Raw genomic sequence first — 19797 nt, forward strand, 5'->3', positions numbered from 1 at the left:
ATTTGCTTGCCTGTAGAGGTGCGTGCATTCCCTGCCTCACTCCCCCACGATCATCTTGAGGTTGCCGGCCGGGGTCCTCTATATTTCCAGTCTATTAGAGCTATTCCTCTGTGTCCCCGATACAAGCTGTACGCTGCGGAATCCACAGCATATAGCCAGGAAGCAGCCTCAAAAACCCGCCCGCAAGGATAACTGACCGGGCATGCAGAAACCCCCGCTGGAACGGTACCGAAATACCGCCCCAACGGGGGTTCCCTACACTAAAACCGTGTACTAAATCTGTGCGTCCAGATTAGGCGCCCAGTGCCTCCAGGCCGGGCAGGGTCTTACCCTCAATGTACTCGAGGGAAGCGCCACCACCGGTGGAGATGTGGCCGAACTGCTCATCCTTGAAGCCCAGGTTACGGACTGCAGAAGCAGAGTCGCCACCACCAATGATGGAGAATGCGTCAGAGTCGACGATAGCCTGTGCAACCGCGCGGGTACCCTCAGCGAAGGGAGCAATCTCGAACACGCCAACGGGGCCGTTCCAGAAGATGGTCTTTGCGCCCTTGATCTTCTCAGCGAAAATCTCAGCGGTCTTGGGGCCAATGTCCAGGCCCTCAGCCTCTGCGCCCAGCTTGCCGCCGGTCAGGTCCTCAATGGGGCGGACCTCGGTGTTAGCGTCAGCGGAGAATGCGTCAGCCCAGATAACGTCAACTGCGGTGATAATCTCGGTGCCCTTCTCGGGAGCTTCCTTCATGTAACGCAGAACGTTCTCGACCTGGTCCTTCTCCAGCAGGGAGTTGCCGACCTCGTAGCCCTGTGCGTATGCGAAGGTGTAGCCCATACCGCCACCAATGAGGATGGTGTCAGCCTTACCGATCAGGTTGTCAATCACGGCGAGCTTATCGGAAACCTTAGCGCCACCCATGACCACAACGAAGGGACGCTCGGGATCGTTCAGGGTCTTAGCCAGAACGTCAACTTCCTTCTTCACCAGGTCACCCAGGTATGCGGGCAGGCGCTTAGCAACGTCGTAGACGGAAGCGTGCTTGCGGTGAACTGCACCGAATGCGTCGTTCACGTATGCGCCGTTCTCGCCGGTCAGTGCGACCAGCTCGTCAGCGAATTCGCCGCGCTCTGCGTCGTCCTTGGAGGTCTCGCGTGCGTCGTAGCGGACGTTCTCAACGACCAGAACTTCGCCGTCAGCCAGGGCTGCTGCCTTAGCCTTTGCGTCCTCGCCTACCAGGTCGGTTGCAACCTTCACGGGCACGGATGCCAGCTCAGCCAGGCGTGCAGCTGCCGGTGCGATGGAGTACTGGGGATCAACCTTGCCCTTGGGGCGGCCCAGGTGTGCGGTCACGATAACGCGGGCGCCAGCCTTGGCAAGCTTCTCAATGACGGGCAGGGATGCGCGGACGCGGCCATCATCGGTGACAACGCCGTCCTTCAGGGGTACGTTCAGGTCGGAACGGACGAGAACGTGGCGGCCTGCGACGCCTTCTTCGAGCAGTTCGGACAGTGCCTTAGCCATAGGAATTCCTCCTGGATAGGTGGGTTTATATACCGTTTCCATCATACCGAACATTAGGGTGTTTGACAGCCTAGTAAATAGCTTTTATATGGTGTTTCTCCGCGGAATATCGCGGATATTCGCACTCTCTATCAGCTATTTTCTTACGGTATTTTTGACCCAAAAAGGGCGACAGAAACCAGTATGTTGATACGTTTTTTGGGGTTTTATTCAAGTCCCTCATAAAGAGTCTTGGTACAGCAAACCCCGACTCCCCCGCTTGATGCGGTGGTGCCGGGGTTCACTATGCGTTAGTTACGCGGGGTGACGCTTACACTCGGTGAGCGTCGCAAGCCTATTGGGGCTTAGAGAGATGCCACAACCTTGTTGGTGAACATCACGAGGCGTGCAACGTAGCCGTACTCGTTGTCGTACCAAGCGATAACCTTCACCTGGTCGCCGATGACCTTGGTCAGCGGTGCGTCGAAGACGGTGGAGATGGGCTCACCCTCGATGTCCTTGGACACAATGGGATCCTCGTTGTACTTGATGATGCCCTTCATGGGGCCCTCAGCTGCTGCCTTGACTGCTGCGTTGACTTCCTCAACGGTGACCTCGCGCTCAGCGGTGAAGGTCAGGTCGGTGATGGAGCCGGTGATGGTGGGAACGCGGACTGCGAAGCCGTCCAGCTTACCCTTCAGCTCGGGCAGAACCAGGCCAACAGCTGCTGCTGCACCGGTGGAGGTGGGGACCATGTTCACAGCTGCTGCGCGTGCACGGCGCAGGTCGCGGTGGGGAGCATCCTGCAGACGCTGGTCAGCGGTGTATGCGTGGATGGTGGTCATCAGACCCTGCTTGATGCCGAATGCATCGTTCAGAACCTTAGCCATCGGAGCGAGGCAGTTGGTGGTGCAGGATGCGTTGGAGACGATGTGGTGGTTAGCTGCATCGTACTGGTCGTCGTTCACGCCCATGACGAAGGTGCCGTCGATGTTCTTACCGGGAGCGGAGAGGATAACCTTCTTAGCGCCAGCCTCGATGTGTGCCTTTGCCTTGCTGCCTTCGGTGAAGAAACCGGTGGACTCGAGGACTACGTCAACGCCCAGGTCCTTCCAGGGGAGGTTCTGGGGGTCACGCTCAGCGAGGATCTTGATTTCCTTGCCGTCAACAACCAGTGCGCCTTCCTTGACCTCGACCTCTGCGTTGAAGCGACCCATGATGGAGTCGTACTTGAGCAGGTGTGCCAGGGTCTCAACATCGGTGAGGTCGTTGATTGCGACGATCTCGAAGCCGACGCCCTCGGTCTGAGCTGCGCGGAAGAAGGTGCGGCCGATGCGGCCGAAGCCGTTGATTGCTACGCGTACAGTCACTGGAGTATCTCCTTGTCAGTGCGTTGGTGGCGGTGTACAAATCCGATGCCTTGCAGGCTCTGGTTTAGTCGGATTCGTCCGTGCTCTATGTTGCCCGGTGCGTTCCGCCGTTGTTGGTAATAATCCTACCCTAGTTTGTGTGTGTTTTGGTGTGTTCTATCGATAAATTTTTGTGAGTTGCGCCATAAAAACCGGCAAAAACCCGTTGTTTTCTGTTGTTTTGCGTTGTGTTCACCCTTAGAAAATGTTGCGATACGGTCGCGGCAACATAAACACACATGAAACACACATTTACTAAAAACCGCGCCATATCAAGGCAAAATCTGAGGGTAAAAAACACCCTTTCACTTGCGAATGGGTTTCAATGACGCCCCCTGCGCTCGCATGCAGTGCAAATTCTCACCCGATAACAGATGACCCCAACGTAAGACACACCACAGCATTAAAAGGGCTAAATAGGCCCCCGGCATACAGTTTTCGTGTCGCATTTCGCCTCGCAACGGGGGCGGCTAGTACACCACCATCGCAACAGCGCCCAAACCCGAATGAGCCGACAGCACCGGCGGTAGCGCACTCACCAAAAACTCCGGCGCCGAAGAAGCGGCAGCATCATGAACGAGGGAGCTCTCCCCCAGCATCTGCTGAACCTGCTCATACAACTGCACCGCCTGCGCCGCATTACCCACATGATGCACCGCAACGACCTCACCGCGCGGGGTTGCAGCAAGCAAAGAATTAGCAGGGTCGGCGGCAGTAGAACCCGTTGAAGCAGAGGTGAGAGCCGCCGCATGCTGATGCTCACGGCAGGTCTGCACGGTCACCTCCACCAGGCGCTCCAGGGCACGCGCCGCAGTGCGGGGGCGCTCCACGTACGCCAGCTTGCCCTCGGTGATTGTGCCAATCGGCTTAATCTGGAACATCTGACCCACCATCGCCAACGCCGGGGAAACACGACCGCCGCGGCGCAACGCATCCAGGGTCGGGATATAGAAGTAGAGCGTGGACTGCTCACAAATAGACTGAATGTAGTCCACCAGCTGCGCGGGGCTCGGATACTCAACGCTCGAGCCGGCGGATGCAGCGTTCAGCACCTCCAGGGCGCGCGCCACCGCATGACCGTAGGCGCCGGCGACCGTGCGGCTATCCACCACGCTCACGCCCTCGGAACCCAGGCGGCTCAGGCGGGCACCGGTACGTGCCGCCTCCACCGTGCCCGAAAGCTCGCCGGACAGGTGCACAGACACCACATGCGTAAAACCTCGCGACGCCAGCTCGTCATACACATCAGCAAACACGCCCGGTGCGGGCCCAGAAGTACTCACCGTCTGACCCATCACGTGCGCGAGCATAATCGCTTCGTCCACCTCGGCGGCGGTCAAATCCTGCAGCTGACGATCCGGCCCACCGGGCGTGCGAATAGTCACCGGCATCGGAACCAGCACAAAATTACCGCGAGCGCCCAGGCGCTGCACCAGCTGTGGGTCGAGGGCGGCGGCGCTATCGGTCACCACGGCAATGCGGTTCTCTGCGTTGTTTTCTCGTTCCATATTCCGACCCTTCTTTCGGCTCGTCACTTCCGGTTCGTCAGTGCATGATTCGATGACGAGCCCTCTCCTAGCGTTCCCTGAACATTATGGCACTCATCACTAGTGCAGTACAGCAAAGCCCCGCCGCGCCTCCGGCAGTTCCATAGAACGAACCGAAGCCACAGCGGGGCTTGTACTTTATCTAAGAAACTTAGATTCTAAGAAGCTTAGATCACGATGTTCACGAGCTTAGGCGCACGCACAATCACCTTGCGGATCTCGGCGTCACCAATCGAACGCTGAACAGCGGCATCCGCCAGAGCCAGCTCCTGAAGCTCCTGCTCGGAAATATCCTTCGCAACCTCCAGGCGAGCCTTGACCTTGCCCTTAATCTGCACGATAGCGGTGACGGTGTCATCCACCAGCAGAGCCGGGTCAACCTCGGGGAAGCCCGCGGTCAGAACCGGGGTGTCGTGGCCGAGAGCGTGCCACATGTCCTCAGCGGTGTAGGGTGCGTACAGAGACAGCAGAATCGCGATAGTCTCAGCAGCCTTACGGACAGCCGGGTCAGCCGCACCAGCACCGGAGTCAATAGCCTTACGGGTAGCGTTCACAAGCTCCATGGTCTTAGCAACAACCACGTTGAATTTGCCGTTATCCAGCAGGCCCTGAACCTCGTGCACGGTGCGAGCAATCAGCTTCTGCAGCTCCAGGTCGCCGGTGGTTGCGTCAACACCGGGTTCGCTGGTGACGTCCTGAGCCACACGCCATGCGCGAGCCAGGAACTTCTGCGAACCGGACGGGGAAACATCCGCCCAGTCCACGTCATCCTCGGGCGGGGACGCGAAAATCATGGTGGTGCGGATAGCGTCCACACCGAACTTGTCGAGCTGCTCGCCCAGGTTCACGCCGTTACCCAGCGACTTGGACATCGCCTTACCGCCGTTGAGCACCTGACCCTGGTTCATGAGCGCCTTGAACGGCTCATCGTGCTTGATCAGGCCCAGGTCGCGAACAACCTTGGTGAAGAAGCGTGCGTACAGCAGGTGCAGAATAGCGTGCTCCACACCGCCCACGTACATGTCGACGGCACCCCACTCGCTCATAGCCTGCGGGTCGAAAGGAGCCTTGTCGTAGTTCGGGGAAACGTAACGCAGGAAGTACCAGGAGGAATCCACGAAGGTGTCCATGGTGTCCGAGTCACGGCGAGCCTGCTTGCCACACTTCGGGCAAGGCACAATCGCCCAGTCATCGGCAGCAGCAAGAGGCGACTGGCCCTTAGGAGCCAGCTGCTCACCGCGCAGGTTATCGGGCAGCAGCACCGGCAGCTGATCCTCAGGAACCAGAACCTCGCCACAATCCTCACAGTGAATCACGGGGATGGGGGTACCCCAGAAACGCTGGCGGGACAGCAGCCAGTCACGCAGACGGTAAATGACCTTACCCTCACCGGTGCCGGCAGCCTCAACCAGCTCAACAGCCTTAGCAATCGCCTCAGCCTTCGGCAGGCCGGTCAGCTCACCGGAGTTGATGAGCACGCCGTCACCAGCTGCGGCAACACCGCTGGTAGCCGGGTCCTCAGCACCCTCAACGTCCAGAACCTTCACGATGGGCAGGTCGAACTTCAGGGCGAACTCAAGGTCACGCTGGTCGTGCGCGGGCACAGCCATAATCGCGCCGGTACCGTAGTCAGCGAGCACGTAGTCAGAAGCCCAGACGGGCAGCTTCGCGCCGGTCAGCGGGTTAATCGCGTAGCGGCCGGTGAACACGCCGGTCTTCTCGCGGTCGGAGGACTGGCGGTCAATATCGCTCAGTGCCTTAATGTCTTCGCGGTACTGCTCTAGGGCAGCCTTGTGCTCGGGTGCCACGATCTGCTCGGCGAACGCCGCATCCGCAGCAACCACGATGAAGGTTGCGCCGTACAGGGTGTCCGGGCGGGTGGTGAACACGGTGAAGGACTCAGCGGGCTGGTCCTCGGTCGCCTCAATCTCGAAGCGTACCTCAGCACCCTCAGAGCGGCCAATCCAGTTGCGCTGCATGAGCAGAACACGGTCGGGCCACTTGCCCTCCAGCTGCTCCATGTCATCCAGCAGCTGCTGTGCGTAATCGGTGATCTTGAAGTACCACTGGTTCAGCGACTTCTTAGTCACGGTAGTACCGCAACGCTCACACGCACCGTTCACAACCTGCTCGTTCGCGAGCACGGTCTGGTCCTTGGGGCACCAGTTGACCATGGAGTCCTTGCGGTACGCCAGGCCCTTCTTGTAGAACTGCTCGAACAGCCACTGAGTCCACTTGTAGTACTCGGGGTCCGAGGTATGCAGGCGACGGCTCCAGTCAGCGGCAATAGCGTAACGCTTGAAGGACTCAGCCTGAGTCTCAATGTTCTTGTACGTCCACTCCTTGGGGTGAGTGTCGTTCTTAATGGCTGCGTTCTCAGCGGGCAGGCCGAAAGAGTCCCAGCCAATCGGGTGCAGAACATCGTAGCCGCACTGCTTGAAGTAGCGGGCGTTCATGTCACCAATAGCGAATGCCTCCGCGTGACCCATGTGAAGGTCACCGGAGGGGTACGGGAACATATCCAGCACATACTTGCGGCCCTTGGGGGCGTCACCGGTGGGCTGGAAAACCTTCGTTTCGTCCCAGTAGGGGCGCCACTTGGCTTCCATAGCGCGGAAGTCGTACGCATTTTCGTTGCGTTCGGTCTCTACCTGAGCAGACACAGCGATTCCTTAAATAAAGACAGGTTGATAAAAACTTAACCCTCCAAGTGTAACGCGAAACCCGCACCGAGCCAGAGTTGAGGCCGCCTCGACTACCAAATGGACGGCACCGCCCGCCCGACCACCCGCCCAGCTGACGATGCGGGGCGCAAGTTTCAGAGCCCTTTCAGGCTTCTCCCCTAGAATTAAGAACGGGACTTAGCCGTCCCAGTACCCAACCCGCGAAAGGTACCCATGACCTCCACCGTTACCCCGGACTCCCCCAACACCTCAATTCTTGAGGGTGTGCCCGGCCCGCTCATTCCCGGCACCCGCCACGACGCCCTCATCGGTGACGGCGCGCAGGCGGTCATGACCCGCTACTGGCAGTACGGCAAAGGCATGAACGACGGCACCTTCCCCGAAGGCTCCTACCCCGTGCTGCTCGTGCACGGTTTCCGCGGCGACCACCACGGCCTGGAAATCATCGCGAACTACCTGCTGAAGCTCATCCCGAACGTCAGCATCATCAGCCCCGACCTGCCCGGCTTTGGCCGCTCCGCAGACCTGCCCGAAGGCACTCAGGGCAAAAACACTCGGGATGAAAATGCTCAGGGCGAAGACAACATCAACGCGTACGTGGCGTGGCTAAACGACTTTGTGGAACACGTCAACCCCGCCCGCGAGGATGCACAGCCCCTACCGCTGCACCTGGTCGGCCACTCCTTCGGCTCCATCGTCACCAGCGCCTTCGCCGCCGCACACCCGAACTCGCTCGCGCTCCTCTCGCTCATCAACCCGATTAGCGAACCCGCCCTCGAAGGTAGCCAGCGCGTCGCCTCCCGCCTCGCCTCCCTCTACTACCGCGCCGGCGCGGCACTCCCCGAAAAAATCGGCTACCCGTTGCTGCGTTCGCAGCTGATTACCCGCGCCTCCAGCGAAGTCATGATGCGCACCAAAGACAAGGCAATGCGCCGCTTCATCAACGGCCAGCACGCCGCCTACTTCGGCTCCTTCGGCTCCCGCCGCGGAGTGCTCAGCGCCTACGAAGCGTCCATTACGCACACCGCCGCCGAATACGCCGCCGCCATCCGGGTGCCGGTGCAGATGCTCGTCGCCGAAGACGACGACCTGGGCACCCCCGAAACGGCACGCGCCATGTACGCAACGCTGACCTCCCGCAACTTGCCCGCTTCTACGACCGGCGCCCGCGAGCGCCTGGACATGATCCCGGAAGTCGGGCACCTCATCCACTACGAAACCCCTCGCCGCGCCGCGGAACTCATCGCCGATTTCGCCGCCGCACGCTAAGGGAACGAGAAGTAAGGAACCAACATGAAACTCATGGTTGACGCCCGATACACCCGTATCGGCTTCCACGACGGCATCAGCCGCTACACCGCCTCCCTACTGGACGCGCTCAAAACCCTCATCGACACCGGTGACGAGGCCGCCGCCGACCTCGACCTGACCATGATTATTAGCGACGAGCGTCAGCTGGACATGCTGCCCGACCTGCCGCACGTGAAGATCTGTTCGCCCACCGGCCCGCTCGAGCCGACCGCCTCGCTGCAGCTGAATAAGTATGCGCCCGACGTGGTGTTCTCCCCCATGCAGACCATCGGCTCCACCGGACGCAAGTTCAAGCTGATCCTCACCCTGCACGACCTAATCTACTACTCGCACCCGACCCCGCCCGGGTTCCTGCCCGCACCGGTGCGCGTGGGCTGGCGACTCTTCCACAAGACCTACACCCCGCAGCGCTTCCTGCTCAATCACGGCGACGCGGTCGTGACGGTTTCTGAGTCGACCGCCTCGCTGATTCGTGAGCACGAGCTGACCACCAAGCCGCTGTTCGTGGTACCCAACGCCCCGCAGCCCGGCAGCGTCGTCTCCCGCCAGACCGCCCTGGAACGCGCCACCACCCGCGAAGAGCAGCCCGTCAAGCACCTGGTGTACATGGGTTCGTTCATGCCGTACAAGAACGTGGAAACCCTGCTGCTGGCGATGCGTTCCCTGCCGGATTACCGCCTGCATCTGCTGTCGAAGATGCCGCCGCAGCGCCTTGTGCAGCTCACCGACGAGCGCCTCATCGGTGAGAACGTGGAGGTGCACAACGGCGTGAGCGATGAGGAGTACCAGCAGCTGCTCCGCAAGGCGCACGCCCTGGTGACTGCCTCCCGCGAGGAGGGTTACGGCCTGCCCGTGGTCGAGGCTCAGGCTGCCGGTTGCCCCGCTGTGATTAGTGACATCCCGATTTTCCGTGAGATTGCGCCGCACGCCGTGTTTGCCCCGGTTGACGGTGCCCCGGAGGCGCACGCCGCCGATTGGGTCAAGGCGATTCGCTCCCTGGAGGACCCCGCCGTTCGCGAGCGCGTCATCATTGACGGCCTCTCGGATGTGCGCCGCTACTCCTGGCGCGACTCGGCGCTCAAGCTGTTGGAGGTCGTGCGCGGTCTTTAGGGCTTGCGTAGCGCTATACAGCGCGGCGCTAAATTATGGCGCTAGATACAGAAATGCCGCCGCACTCCCCCGGTTCTCAGGAGGGTGCGGCGGCATTCTCGTATTCAATTCATGGTCGCCTGGGCGGCGTATGCGACTTGCGGTAAGGATATGCAAGGGCGACTTGCGGTAAGGGTTTACAGTGGCGGTTCGCTACGCACTTCCTCCGCGCCTACGCAGGGAACCCGCCCCTCGCAGAGCTCGGGCACCCTGAGGGCGCATCCGGAAGGCGCAGCCTCACCGCATCACACCGGAGCAGGAAACCTTACACGTACGCGCCGCGTGCCGACTCCTTCGCAGCCAGCTCATCCGCGTGACCATACGCGTAGAAAATCTTTGCGTCATCCAGCTCAGCAAAACGAGCCAGGTAACGGCACACCGCGCCACGCTGAGCCTTCGTCATCGAGGACAGCAGAACAGGATCCGGGTGAGTAATACCGTTGTCGCGGCTCGGTGCCGAATTGCCGAACTCGGGCTCGTAATCAGAGGTGATATTGGTGAAACTCATCGGTGAGTACCTTTCCTTAGGGCGTTTCTTGGTGGAGCGCCGCAACAATGCAGACGCAACCGGAGGCAACACCGCGAAAAGAACCTACGGAGAACACCGGAAGTCTCTTCGCAGAAGTGGTTGTGATACCTCTAAAGTACCCAAGAGCTAACCAATGTTCAAGAACCACGAGGGAACAACCCCATAGTGGACACGTACCCGGTTGTCAGGAAGAAATCAGGGGCTTCATAAAGGCGTATAGTCACCCGTTCCCAGCCGAGCTAAACCCGTCCGAAACTCAGCCAAAAAGCAGAAATGCTGCCGCACTCGTCAAGAGTGCAGCAGCATTTCAAAAGCTAATTATGCAGGCTACGCCATAGTTGCGTAGAGACCGCGTTCAGCGTCCTTACGAGCCAGCTCGTAGGCGTGACCGTACGCGTAGAAAATCTTTGCGTCATCCAGCTCAGCGAAGCGCGCCAAGTAGCGGTAAACAGCTCCTCGCTCAGCACTGGTCATGTCGGAAAGCAACACGGGGTCCGGGTGCATGACGCCGTAATTGTGTACAGAAGCAGACCCGCCGCATGCAGGTTCGTATGCGGGGGTGATCATAGTCTGAGTCACCAGTATTCATCTTTCGTTGGTGCGCACGGTTGTGAGGCATGCGCGAAGTTGAGTGATAGATACTGCCAACACTACCTCGACAAGCGTCGAAATAGTATCCGCAGTGGTGAATATTTTACCGTGAATACGGTGACTACGCTAATTAGGGGCGCCTAGAGCTATTATCAACCACTAAATGCACATGGTGCATAAAATGGCGGATGTGCGCCACACCGAGCGGGACTAATCTACACCCCGTTCGTCTGTGCCGTACTGGTCCGGGATGCATAAGTTTGAGACGCGCCCTTCTCCCCTGCGCTCGCCACGGCTTCATCTTCGTCATCGTCCTCGTCACCATCAAGACCCAGAAGAGCCGTCACCATCGGCAGAGGATTGAACTCGCCCAGCTGACCGGTGCGGTCCACCTTGCGCATCATGAACGCACGCTGCAAACGCCGCTGAGTCCACGGCGAAAGCACCATCATCAGCAGCGCCTCCACCACAAAAATGCCGACCAGAACCCATAGCAACAGATCCGAAGAACCCGCCTGCTCACGCAGCTGCTGAGCATCCGCCGCCAGACGGTCGAAGTCCTCCGAATGCAGGCGCGAGGTATCCAGCCCCGTCAACGCGGACAGGCTCACCGGCGACGCCACATTCAGCAGCACCGACAGCATCAGCAGAAGCACCGCATACAGCCCGTAATGCATGGTGCGCATCAGCTTCTTCACGCGCGCAAAACCGTGGTTCAGTTCCGCACCAATATCGGTGAAAGCCGCCGCCTTCTGCGCCTGCTCACCCGCCGGCATCATGTGCGGCACCAGGCGGTGCGAAAGCATCAACGGCACCGGCGAACACGCATCAAAATACTGCATGTGACTATTCACCGACGGGCCCGGCAGGGTCACAAACGTAACATCCACACCGGCGGGCTGAGTAATATTCGACCTGCCGATACTGTCTCCACGAGCGGAAATCTCGCACCGGTCAGCCACATCAAGCTCCTGCAGCATCGGCGCGTAGGCGCGCACATACAGGTGGCAGGCGCTACGCACCGACATCATGAGCACCAGAATCAGTACGCCCCAAAACGCCACGGAGGCGGCGGTCAGCTCAGGGACAGCGCCCTCAGCACGCAGCTGAGCTAGCAGTAGCATGAACACCGCGTACAGCATGAAAACGCCGTGCACGAAGAGCAGCGGAATCAGCCACTTCACGTAGGCGCGCGTGCCGTACGGGTTGACCGGGCGCGCATCCGCCAGACGCACATCAGCCCGACTCTTCGCGGAGGGAGTTGCAGAGATTTTTGCGGAGGCGCTTTCCCGGCTTTCCGCTGCGTTTTCCCCGGCGCTCTCGCGGACAATACGCACCCTACCCCTCAAAGTACCCGGCACGCTCGCGACCAGCGGTACCACGCTCAACGCCAGGGGCACCAGCATCGCATAGTGCAGCAGCGAACGGTACGGGCCAAATAGCAGGGACGCCTCCACCAGCCACGAGAACACCGCAACCACGCTCACCCACAGCAGCATGGCGCGGTTACGGTAACTACCGGCTGCGTCCAGGTGCCCCGGAATATCGTTGCGGTCACTAGCGATAATACTAATCGGAACCACACCACTACCCAGGCCGTAGAAGAAACGAATCGGCTTCTTACCCGCCGCCGCACGACGACGCAGAAGCTCATAGCTCAAATAGCCGCCCTGCGAATGGGCAATAATGCCCACCGCATCGCTACGGGAACTCAAATCGTCCAGCTGACGATCCAGACGCGCATAAATACGCTCCAAATCGCGCGACTCCGGGCTGGTTGCCGTCTGAATCAGCTGCGTAGGAATAGCCTTCATCAGCGCCCACAGCTCACGGGCACGACGAGCCAAAACCCAGCCCACAATACCCAGGCCGAGCACCGCCGCCAGACCCGTAAATGCACCCTGCGGAGTGCCCAGGGACGCCACAAAAGCATCACGGAACGTCATGAGCGCCATAGCCGCCAGCACCAGCCACAGCGCCACGTTCACAAACCGCGCCATAGAACGCAGCAGGTGCCCGGCACGCTCACGCCAGGTTACGCCGGGGCGCTCATAGTAGAAGCAGAACATCAAAAACAGCGGCAAAACCGTTGCCAACCAGGGCAAATGCTCCTTCAACGGGCGGTAATGCCGGGGCCGCCAGAAGCCCTCCTGAAAAAGGAGGCTGCGGCGAGTGACCGTGCGAACCGGGCGCGGCTTCGGCTGAGGCAGGCGCGGAAACTCAAGATTAGGCAGCTCGATATTCGGGAAATCGATGTTCGGGAGCTCTACCTTGGGAAGCTCAATTTTCGGCAGATCAATCTTAGGGAGTTCCACCTTAGGCAGGTCAACCTTGGGCAGTTCTACCTTTGGAAGTTCGACCTTGGGCAACTCAAAACTAGAGAGAGCAAAACCGGTACCCTCCGGCGCGGGTAGCTCCTCCGCCGGGGCACCCTCAAACACCGGAAGACCCAGCACACTCACATCAAACGCGGGGCGCAATACAGCCCACTTACGCAGGCGGTACTTACGCGCAGAGTCCAGACAGAGTGCGCTCCAGAAGATTCTGCCCCTCAGCCGCAGAAGACGAGGCGGTTTCTTCCTGAGCGGAGTTCTCCTCAACCTCCGGGCTTTCCTCAACCGGGTCGGCGGGGTATTCCGTGCGTTCAATCGTCAACGAATACGTCAGCTCGCTATGGTGGCTCAGCGGGTTCACCTCAGCGGCAGGCGGGAGGGTATCGCCGTCAGGAATCACCTCAACACGAACCCGCGCAGAAGCCTCCGCCTCGGGGTTCTCTTCGGAGGGGGCACCAGAGGAAAGGGCTACAGAATCCGCCCCCGTGTTCAGCGCCAACAAAGTCTGCACACTATGCGCCACCGGCTTGCCAAAATACGCGAGCGTCTCACCGTGATTCTGGTAGCCGATACCGTGAACCAGCAGCACCGCCGCATCATGGTGCTTACCCTTACGGTGCAGGGCACTCTTCGGATGCGCAGAAGCATACTCAGCCAGCCGCCGCTGCTCACCGGCAGGCAGCGCACTACCTTTCAGCAGATGAGGCACCTTCGACATGCCTCTCACCTCCTCGCCTCTGCGCACAACGCGCCCGCAAACCCGCGTGCTCAACGCCCGTAGCACGCATTATCGGCGCTGCCCGGTGCATCTCTTTCGGAGGCGAACAACGCCCCTCACCAGAACACTACAGCACGACTAGAAAATTACAGCACGTCCAGGCCGTCACAGCGAATCTGAACCGGCCGCTCCCCCACGTTCTTCTTCAACGCCGCAATCGTTGCACGCGTAGCACGCAACTCACGGGTCACGTGCCGAGCAATGCCGTACGAGAAGAACATCAGGGTACGCCAATCGCCCTGAACCGGCGCCTCCTCAGAATCCTCCTCAAGAGACTCCGACCAGGCAAAATACCCCTGATCCAAAGGAACCGGGCCCACAATACGCAGCTGCTCACGCACCCGCTCCGGCAACGCAGAAGAGCCCAAGAACTCCTCCATGAAGGCGCGAACATCCGCCTCCGCACCGGTCACCGCAGCCGTACGAACCGCCGGAGGCAGACCCGTCTGAGCGCGCTCCTCCAGCTCCTGGCGAGCAAACCACGCCGGATCCCAACGCACCAGCGCCTGCTCCACCGGCGACGGCGAAGCAGTCGTCACCACCGTACCCTCAAGAGCCGCAGGACGAACCAATGCCGCCGCATTCAACCAGCGACGCAACGCCGCCTCCGGGGCACGCAACGAATCAAAACGAAGCATCTTATCGGCATCCAGAAGAAGCGCCGCCGCATAGCCGCCAAAAGCCACCGGCTCAGCACCCGGAGTCGCCACCACCAACGCAGGCTCAGGACCAACCGACGCCCGCACATGGTCACCCGCCGAAGAAATCACCGGAACATTCGGGAACGCACGGCCCAGCTCCTCAGCAGTACGAGTCGCACCCGCCGCCGAATAACGCCAATGCGTAAAACCGCATTCAGAACAACGCCACTGCTGCGCCAAATGACCGCACCACGAACACGACGGAACCGACGAACCCGAAGCCACCGACAAAGGCCCACTACACTCGCCACAACGCGCCGGCATGCGGCAACGCTCGCACGAAAACGACGGAATATAACCGCTACGCGCCACCTGCACCAACACAGGACCACGCGCCAACGCCCGACGAGCATGCTCAAACGCCAGGTGCGGAATACGCGCCATCGCCGCCAACGGGTCACGCGCCAACTCAAACTCCGAACCTGTCGAAAAAATACGCGGCGAATAATCACGCACCAACGCACGCGGCGCACGCACATGAGACGCCCAACGGGTACGCACCAGACGCGCCGCCTCACTACTCATACTGAACCCGGCAAACAGCGCCGCAGTATTCTCAGCAGAAGCACGCAGAAGCAACACATCACGAGCATGACAATACGGGGCGCGCTGCTCCACCAGCGAAGAATCGCCGTCATCCCAGCACACCACCAGGCCCAGGTTCGCCACCGGCGCGTAGGCGGCAGCGCGGGTACCAATCACCACCGGCACCTGCCCCAGGCGAGCCTTAACAAAACCGTGATAGCGAGTATGCGGAGTCGAATCAGAACTCAAACGCACAAACGAATCAGCGGGCAGACGCTCGGCGAGCGCCGCCTCCAGAAGATCCAGGTTCTTAGCGGTCGGAACCACCGCAATAGCGCCGCGACCACTTGTTGCAGCCGTCGCGAGTGCGGTCGCCACAACATCCGCCCACGTGTGCTCCAGGTGGCCGGGAAGAACCGTCATCACGGCGCGGGTCGCGGCACCGGCGGCAACATCCTCAATGAACTCCGCACCGTTCTCGTAATCGGAGAAGACGGAGGCGGCATCCGGGGCGTCCGGGTTCAGTGCCGGCGGGTCCAGCACAAAGGGTGCGGGCGCGCCGGGGGTGGCAAGCCAAGCGTACGGGTCGGTAGCGCTGGAGACAGCGGCACTGAAGGTGGCGGAGGCGGCAGAAGGCTCAGATTCCGCGCTCTCGGAAGCCGCGCTCTCGGGAGCATCGGAAGTGCTTACCGGGGCAGAATCGCCCAAATACGCCGACTCGTAACCCGGTAGAAGGGGCGCGTACTTCTTATCCAGCGCGGCAATGCGCGGCGGCACCGCCAGGCGCAGCACGTTCGCCACCGTGGAGGCGTAACGGTCGGCAAGCGCCTCCGCGAGCGCAAAAATTTCAGGCGCAACAGCCGGCACACGCGACAGCACCGACTTGAGCGGCAGCAACGAGGTACGCGTCCAATCGGTCGTGGCGGCGCGTTCCTCAATGTAACCGGTCAGCTCGTGGCCGTTGAACAGCACGCGCACGCGGGCGCCGGGCACCGCATCCTCACTCAGCTCGGCGGGCACGCGGTAATCAAACGTGCGGTCCACCTGCGGCAGGGTGCTATCCACGCGCACACGCGCCACAGGGTTCGGCACGCCGCTCGCCTCCAGCTCAGCGGCAACATTCACCGGCTCCGGGGCACCCGGAATCAAGGCATCACGAAGAGCAGGAAATCCCTGCAACAGGTCAAGCTGTTGCAGGGATTCCTGCTGAGCACCCAACGGTGCCGAAGAGTTCGATTCAGAACTACTCTGAGTCACCCGAATCAGCGTGCTCCTCTACCCTGACAGATATTAGGAGGAGGACACTGCCGAACGCAGTGCATCCACGCGGTTCAGGCGCTCCCAGGTGAATTCCGGCTCGGTACGACCGAAGTGGCCGTGAGCTGCGGTCTTCTTGTAGATCGGGCGGCGCAAATCCAGTTCGTTAATGATTGCCAGCGGGCGTAGGTCGAAGACCTCACGCACAGCCTTCTCAATCTTGATCGGGTCGACCTTCTCGGTGCCGAAGGTTTCAACGTACAGACCGACCGGCGCTGCCTGGCCGATAGCGTACGCAACCTGAACCTCGGCGCGGTCGGCAAGACCGGCACCCACAATGTTCTTCGCAACCCAACGCATTGCGTACGCTGCGGAACGGTCCACCTTCGACGGGTCCTTACCGGAGAACGCGCCACCACCGTGACGAGCCGAACCACCGTAGGTGTCCACAATAATCTTGCGGCCGGTCAGGCCCGCGTCACCCACGGGGCCGCCCTGAACGAAGCGGCCAGCGGGGTTCACAATGAACTTAGCGTTGGAGGAATCCAGATCGACGCTACCCAGAACCGGTGCAATCACGTGCTTCTCAATGTCTGCACGCAGGTCAGCCAGGTCGTAGCTTGCGGTGTGCTGGCTCGAAACAACCACGGTGTCCACGGAGACGGGGACGTTGTTCGAATCGTAGCCGAGGGTCACCTGGGTCTTGCCGTCGGGGCGCAACTCGGTCAGCAGGCCGTCCTTACGGACCTTGGTCAGACGCTCAGAGAGGCGGTGCGCCAGCCAAATCGGGGCGGGCATCAGCACGTTCGTCTCGTTGGAAGCGTAACCGAACATGATGCCCTGGTCGCCCGCACCCTGGCGGTCGTACTCGTCAGCAGCGATGCCCTGACGAACCTCAAGAGACTCGTACACGCCAGCGTTAATGTCCGGGGACTGCTCGCCAATGGAGACGGACACGCCGCAGAACTCGCCGTCGAAGCCGCGGGTGGAGGAATCGTAGCCGATGCCCAGAATGGTCTCGCGCACGATGGAGGGGATTTCGACGTAGCTGGAGGTGGTCACCTCACCGGCAACATGCACCTGACCGGTGGTTACCATGGTCTCCACAGCAACGTTCGCTGCGGGATCCTGGGCAATGATGCCGTCAAGGATGGCGTCAGAAATCTGGTCACAAATCTTATCGGGGTGGCCTTCAGTCACCGACTCGCTGGTGAATAGGCGCAGATGGTTAGTACTCACGGTTTCCACTCTACTGGTTGAGGGCGCGCGAACATAGCGCGCTCGTAATGATGACGGTTTCCTTCAATTATGACACGTTTGTTAAGCGCTATTACGAGGCGGGGCGCTGCGTTCACACCCCGGGCGGGCTTTCACCCAGCGCCACCGGATGCTTAGATCAGCACCGCCTAGGTCAGCGCCGCCAGAATCTTCTGAGCCAACGCCGGACCAATACCCGGCACCGCCCTCAACTCCTCGGCGCTCGCCTGCTTAATCTGAGCCACCGACCCGAAGTGCTTAATCAGCGCGGCACGCTTCACCTCGCCCAGGCCGGGCACCTCGTCCAGGGCGGAGGCGACCATCGCCTTACCGCGCTTAGAACGGTGAAAAGTAATGGCGAAACGGTGCGCCTCATCGCGGATGCGCTGCACCAGGTACAGCGCCTGCGAGGTGCGCGGCAGTACGACCGGGTAGTCGTCGTCCGGCAGCCACAGTTCCTCCAGGCGCTTAGCGATGCCGGCAACGTACACATCCGTAATGCCCAGGTCGCTCAGCGCGGAGGAGGCGGCAGCCACCTGAGGCGGGCCACCGTCCACGAGCACGAGGTTTGGCGGGTAGGCGAACTTCGCAGGCTCGGGCGTGGAGGCGTCAATCTCGCCGGAGTGCACGGGCGCGGCTTCGCGTTCTGCCTGCTGCGCCAGGTGCCTCTTGAAGCGGCGCGTAATGACGTCGTACATGCTGGCGGTATCGTCACGCGCGGCGTCGCCGGTAATGCTGTAGGTGCGGTAGGCGTTCTTCGCGGGCATGCCGTCCTCAAAGACGACCATGGACGCGACCACGTTCGTGCCCTGCACATGCGAAATGTCGTAGCACTCGATGCGCAGCAGCGGGTCGGGTAGTTCCAGCGCCTCCTGCAGCTCCACGAGGGAGGCGCTGCGGGTGGTCAAGTCACCGGCACGGCGGCTCTTGTGCAGGGTCAGCGACTGGCGCGCATTCTCGGCAACCGTCTTCATGAGTTCTGCCTTGTCGCCGCGCTGCGGGACGCTAATTTCTACGGGGCCGCCGCGAACCTCCGCCAGCCAGGATGCCAGCTGCTCCTTATTCTCGGGCTCCACCGGCACGAGCACGGAGCGAGGAATATCGTAGCTGTTCAGGCTCTTCTCGGCGTCCTTCTGGGAGGCGAGGCTCGCCGCAATATCGCTGTACACCTGCGCGATCAGCTGCTCAATGAGCTGCGCGTCGGTGCTGTCGTTGACCTTCTCCACGATCCAGCCGCGCTGGCCGCGGATCCTGCCGCCGCGCACGAAGAACACCTGCACGGACGCCTCCAAATCGTCCTCTGCGTAGGCGAACAGGTCGGCGTCCACGGTCGCGCCAAGCACCACGGCGTTACGCTCAAACGCCTTAGTCAGCGCGGCAATATCGTCACGAAGAATCGCGGCGCGCTCAAAGTCCATCTCGGCGGCGGCTTCCTTCATTTCCGCGGTCAGCTGGGCGATATGCTTCTCAGCGCCACCTGCCATGAAACGGGTCAGCCCGCGCGCCAACTCGCGGTGCTCCTCGGGGCTAATCTTGCCCACGCACGGTGCCGCACACTTATCGATATAGCCGAGCAAACAGGGCCGGCCACTATTCTTCGCGCGGTTAAACACGCCGTTCGTGCAGGTACGCACCGGGAACACGCGCAGTAGCGCATCCAGGGTTTCACGAATCGCCCACGCCTGCGAATAGGGTCCAAAATAGCGCACGCCCTTACGTCGCTCGCCGCGGGTGACCATGGCGCGCGGGTACACGTCATTGACCGTAATCGCCAGGTACGGGTACGACTTATCGTCACGGAACGCAATGTTGAAGCGCGGCGAAAACTCCTTAATCCAGGTGTACTCAAGCTGCAGCGACTCCATCTCGCTCGCCACCACGGTCCACTCCACGCTCGCCGCCGTATGCACCATCGCGTAGGTCTTCGGGCTCAGCGTCTGCGGGGAGGCGAAATAGCTGTTGAGGCGGTTGCGCAGGTTCTTCGCCTTACCCACGTAGATGACGCGGCCGTCGGCATCGCGGAAACGATAAACGCCCGGGTCAGTGGGGATTTCGCCGGGGGCGGGGCGGTAGCTGGAAGGCTCTGCCATGGGTACTTTCTCCTCGCTCTGCTGGGCTTTACGGCGGTTCTCTACGGTGTGCCTCTACGACGAGCCTCTGTGGGGCTACCGGGGGCATCTCAGACTCGCGCATACGACAAACCGCGCATCCTGCACCAAGCTCCCCCAATG

The 19797-nt window shown here is 60.9% G+C and carries 13 protein-coding genes; 2 read left to right on the forward strand and 11 right to left on the reverse strand.

Annotated features, from left to right (window positions below; all coding sequences use genetic code 11):
- Window positions 1-292: 292 nt before the first annotated feature.
- The 4 genes from RQ593_RS05985 to leuS all read right to left on the reverse strand — a co-directional run bounded on the left by RQ593_RS05985 (window position 293) and on the right by leuS (window position 7120).
- Entirely contained in the window at window positions 293-1516 is a 1224-nt protein-coding gene (locus tag RQ593_RS05985) for a phosphoglycerate kinase (RefSeq protein ID WP_311450086.1), read from the reverse strand.
- Between the two features lie 344 nt (window positions 1517-1860).
- On the reverse strand, window positions 1861-2865 hold the full coding sequence (gap, locus tag RQ593_RS05990; protein ID WP_005506148.1) for a type I glyceraldehyde-3-phosphate dehydrogenase: 1005 nt from the start codon (window positions 2863-2865) through the stop codon (window positions 1861-1863).
- Window positions 2866-3374: 509 nt separating this feature from the next.
- Window positions 3375-4412: a DegV family protein gene (locus tag RQ593_RS05995; protein ID WP_311450087.1), complete on the reverse strand. Its 1038-nt coding sequence runs from the start codon at window positions 4410-4412 to the stop codon at window positions 3375-3377.
- A 206-nt stretch (window positions 4413-4618) separates the two neighbouring features.
- Window positions 4619-7120: a leucine--tRNA ligase gene (gene leuS / locus RQ593_RS06000; RefSeq protein WP_397545891.1), complete on the reverse strand. Its 2502-nt coding sequence runs from the start codon at window positions 7118-7120 to the stop codon at window positions 4619-4621.
- Between the two features lie 228 nt (window positions 7121-7348).
- On the opposite strand from leuS, the gene RQ593_RS06005 reads away from it, so the two are divergent.
- A complete protein-coding gene (locus RQ593_RS06005; RefSeq protein ID WP_311450089.1) occupies window positions 7349-8404 on the forward strand; it encodes an alpha/beta hydrolase in 1056 nt (351 codons plus the stop codon).
- Window positions 8405-8428: 24 nt separating this feature from the next.
- The gene (locus RQ593_RS06010; protein WP_311450090.1) at window positions 8429-9556 is read left to right on the forward strand and encodes a glycosyltransferase family 1 protein; all 1128 of its coding nucleotides are present in this window, start codon (window positions 8429-8431) and stop codon (window positions 9554-9556) included.
- Window positions 9557-9860: 304 nt separating this feature from the next.
- Here the strand turns inward: RQ593_RS06010 and RQ593_RS06015 are convergent, their stop codons facing one another.
- From RQ593_RS06015 to uvrC, 7 genes are all read right to left on the reverse strand, one after another.
- Window positions 9861-10103: a hypothetical protein gene (locus RQ593_RS06015; RefSeq protein WP_005506175.1), complete on the reverse strand. Its 243-nt coding sequence runs from the start codon at window positions 10101-10103 to the stop codon at window positions 9861-9863.
- A gap of 348 nt (window positions 10104-10451) precedes the next feature.
- A complete protein-coding gene (locus RQ593_RS06020) occupies window positions 10452-10703 on the reverse strand; it encodes a hypothetical protein (RefSeq protein WP_044143859.1) in 252 nt (83 codons plus the stop codon).
- Window positions 10704-10930: 227 nt separating this feature from the next.
- Window positions 10931-13195: an aconitase gene (locus tag RQ593_RS06025; RefSeq protein ID WP_311450091.1), complete on the reverse strand. Its 2265-nt coding sequence runs from the start codon at window positions 13193-13195 to the stop codon at window positions 10931-10933.
- A gap of 25 nt (window positions 13196-13220) precedes the next feature.
- Window positions 13221-13766, reverse strand: coding sequence for a hypothetical protein (locus tag RQ593_RS06030; RefSeq protein WP_311450092.1), 546 nt, complete (start codon window positions 13764-13766; stop codon window positions 13221-13223).
- A 146-nt stretch (window positions 13767-13912) separates the two neighbouring features.
- A complete protein-coding gene (locus tag RQ593_RS06035; RefSeq protein ID WP_311450093.1) occupies window positions 13913-16309 on the reverse strand; it encodes a primosomal protein N' in 2397 nt (798 codons plus the stop codon).
- 33 nt (window positions 16310-16342) lie between these two features.
- Window positions 16343-17548, reverse strand: coding sequence for a methionine adenosyltransferase (metK, locus tag RQ593_RS06040; protein ID WP_294641686.1), 1206 nt, complete (start codon window positions 17546-17548; stop codon window positions 16343-16345).
- A gap of 167 nt (window positions 17549-17715) precedes the next feature.
- Window positions 17716-19656, reverse strand: coding sequence for an excinuclease ABC subunit UvrC (uvrC, locus tag RQ593_RS06045; protein ID WP_311450094.1), 1941 nt, complete (start codon window positions 19654-19656; stop codon window positions 17716-17718).
- Window positions 19657-19797: the final 141 nt, after the last annotated feature.

The sequence above is a fragment of the uncultured Rothia sp. genome, assembly GCF_963507905.1.
Lineage (GTDB): Bacteria > Actinomycetota > Actinomycetes > Actinomycetales > Micrococcaceae > Rothia.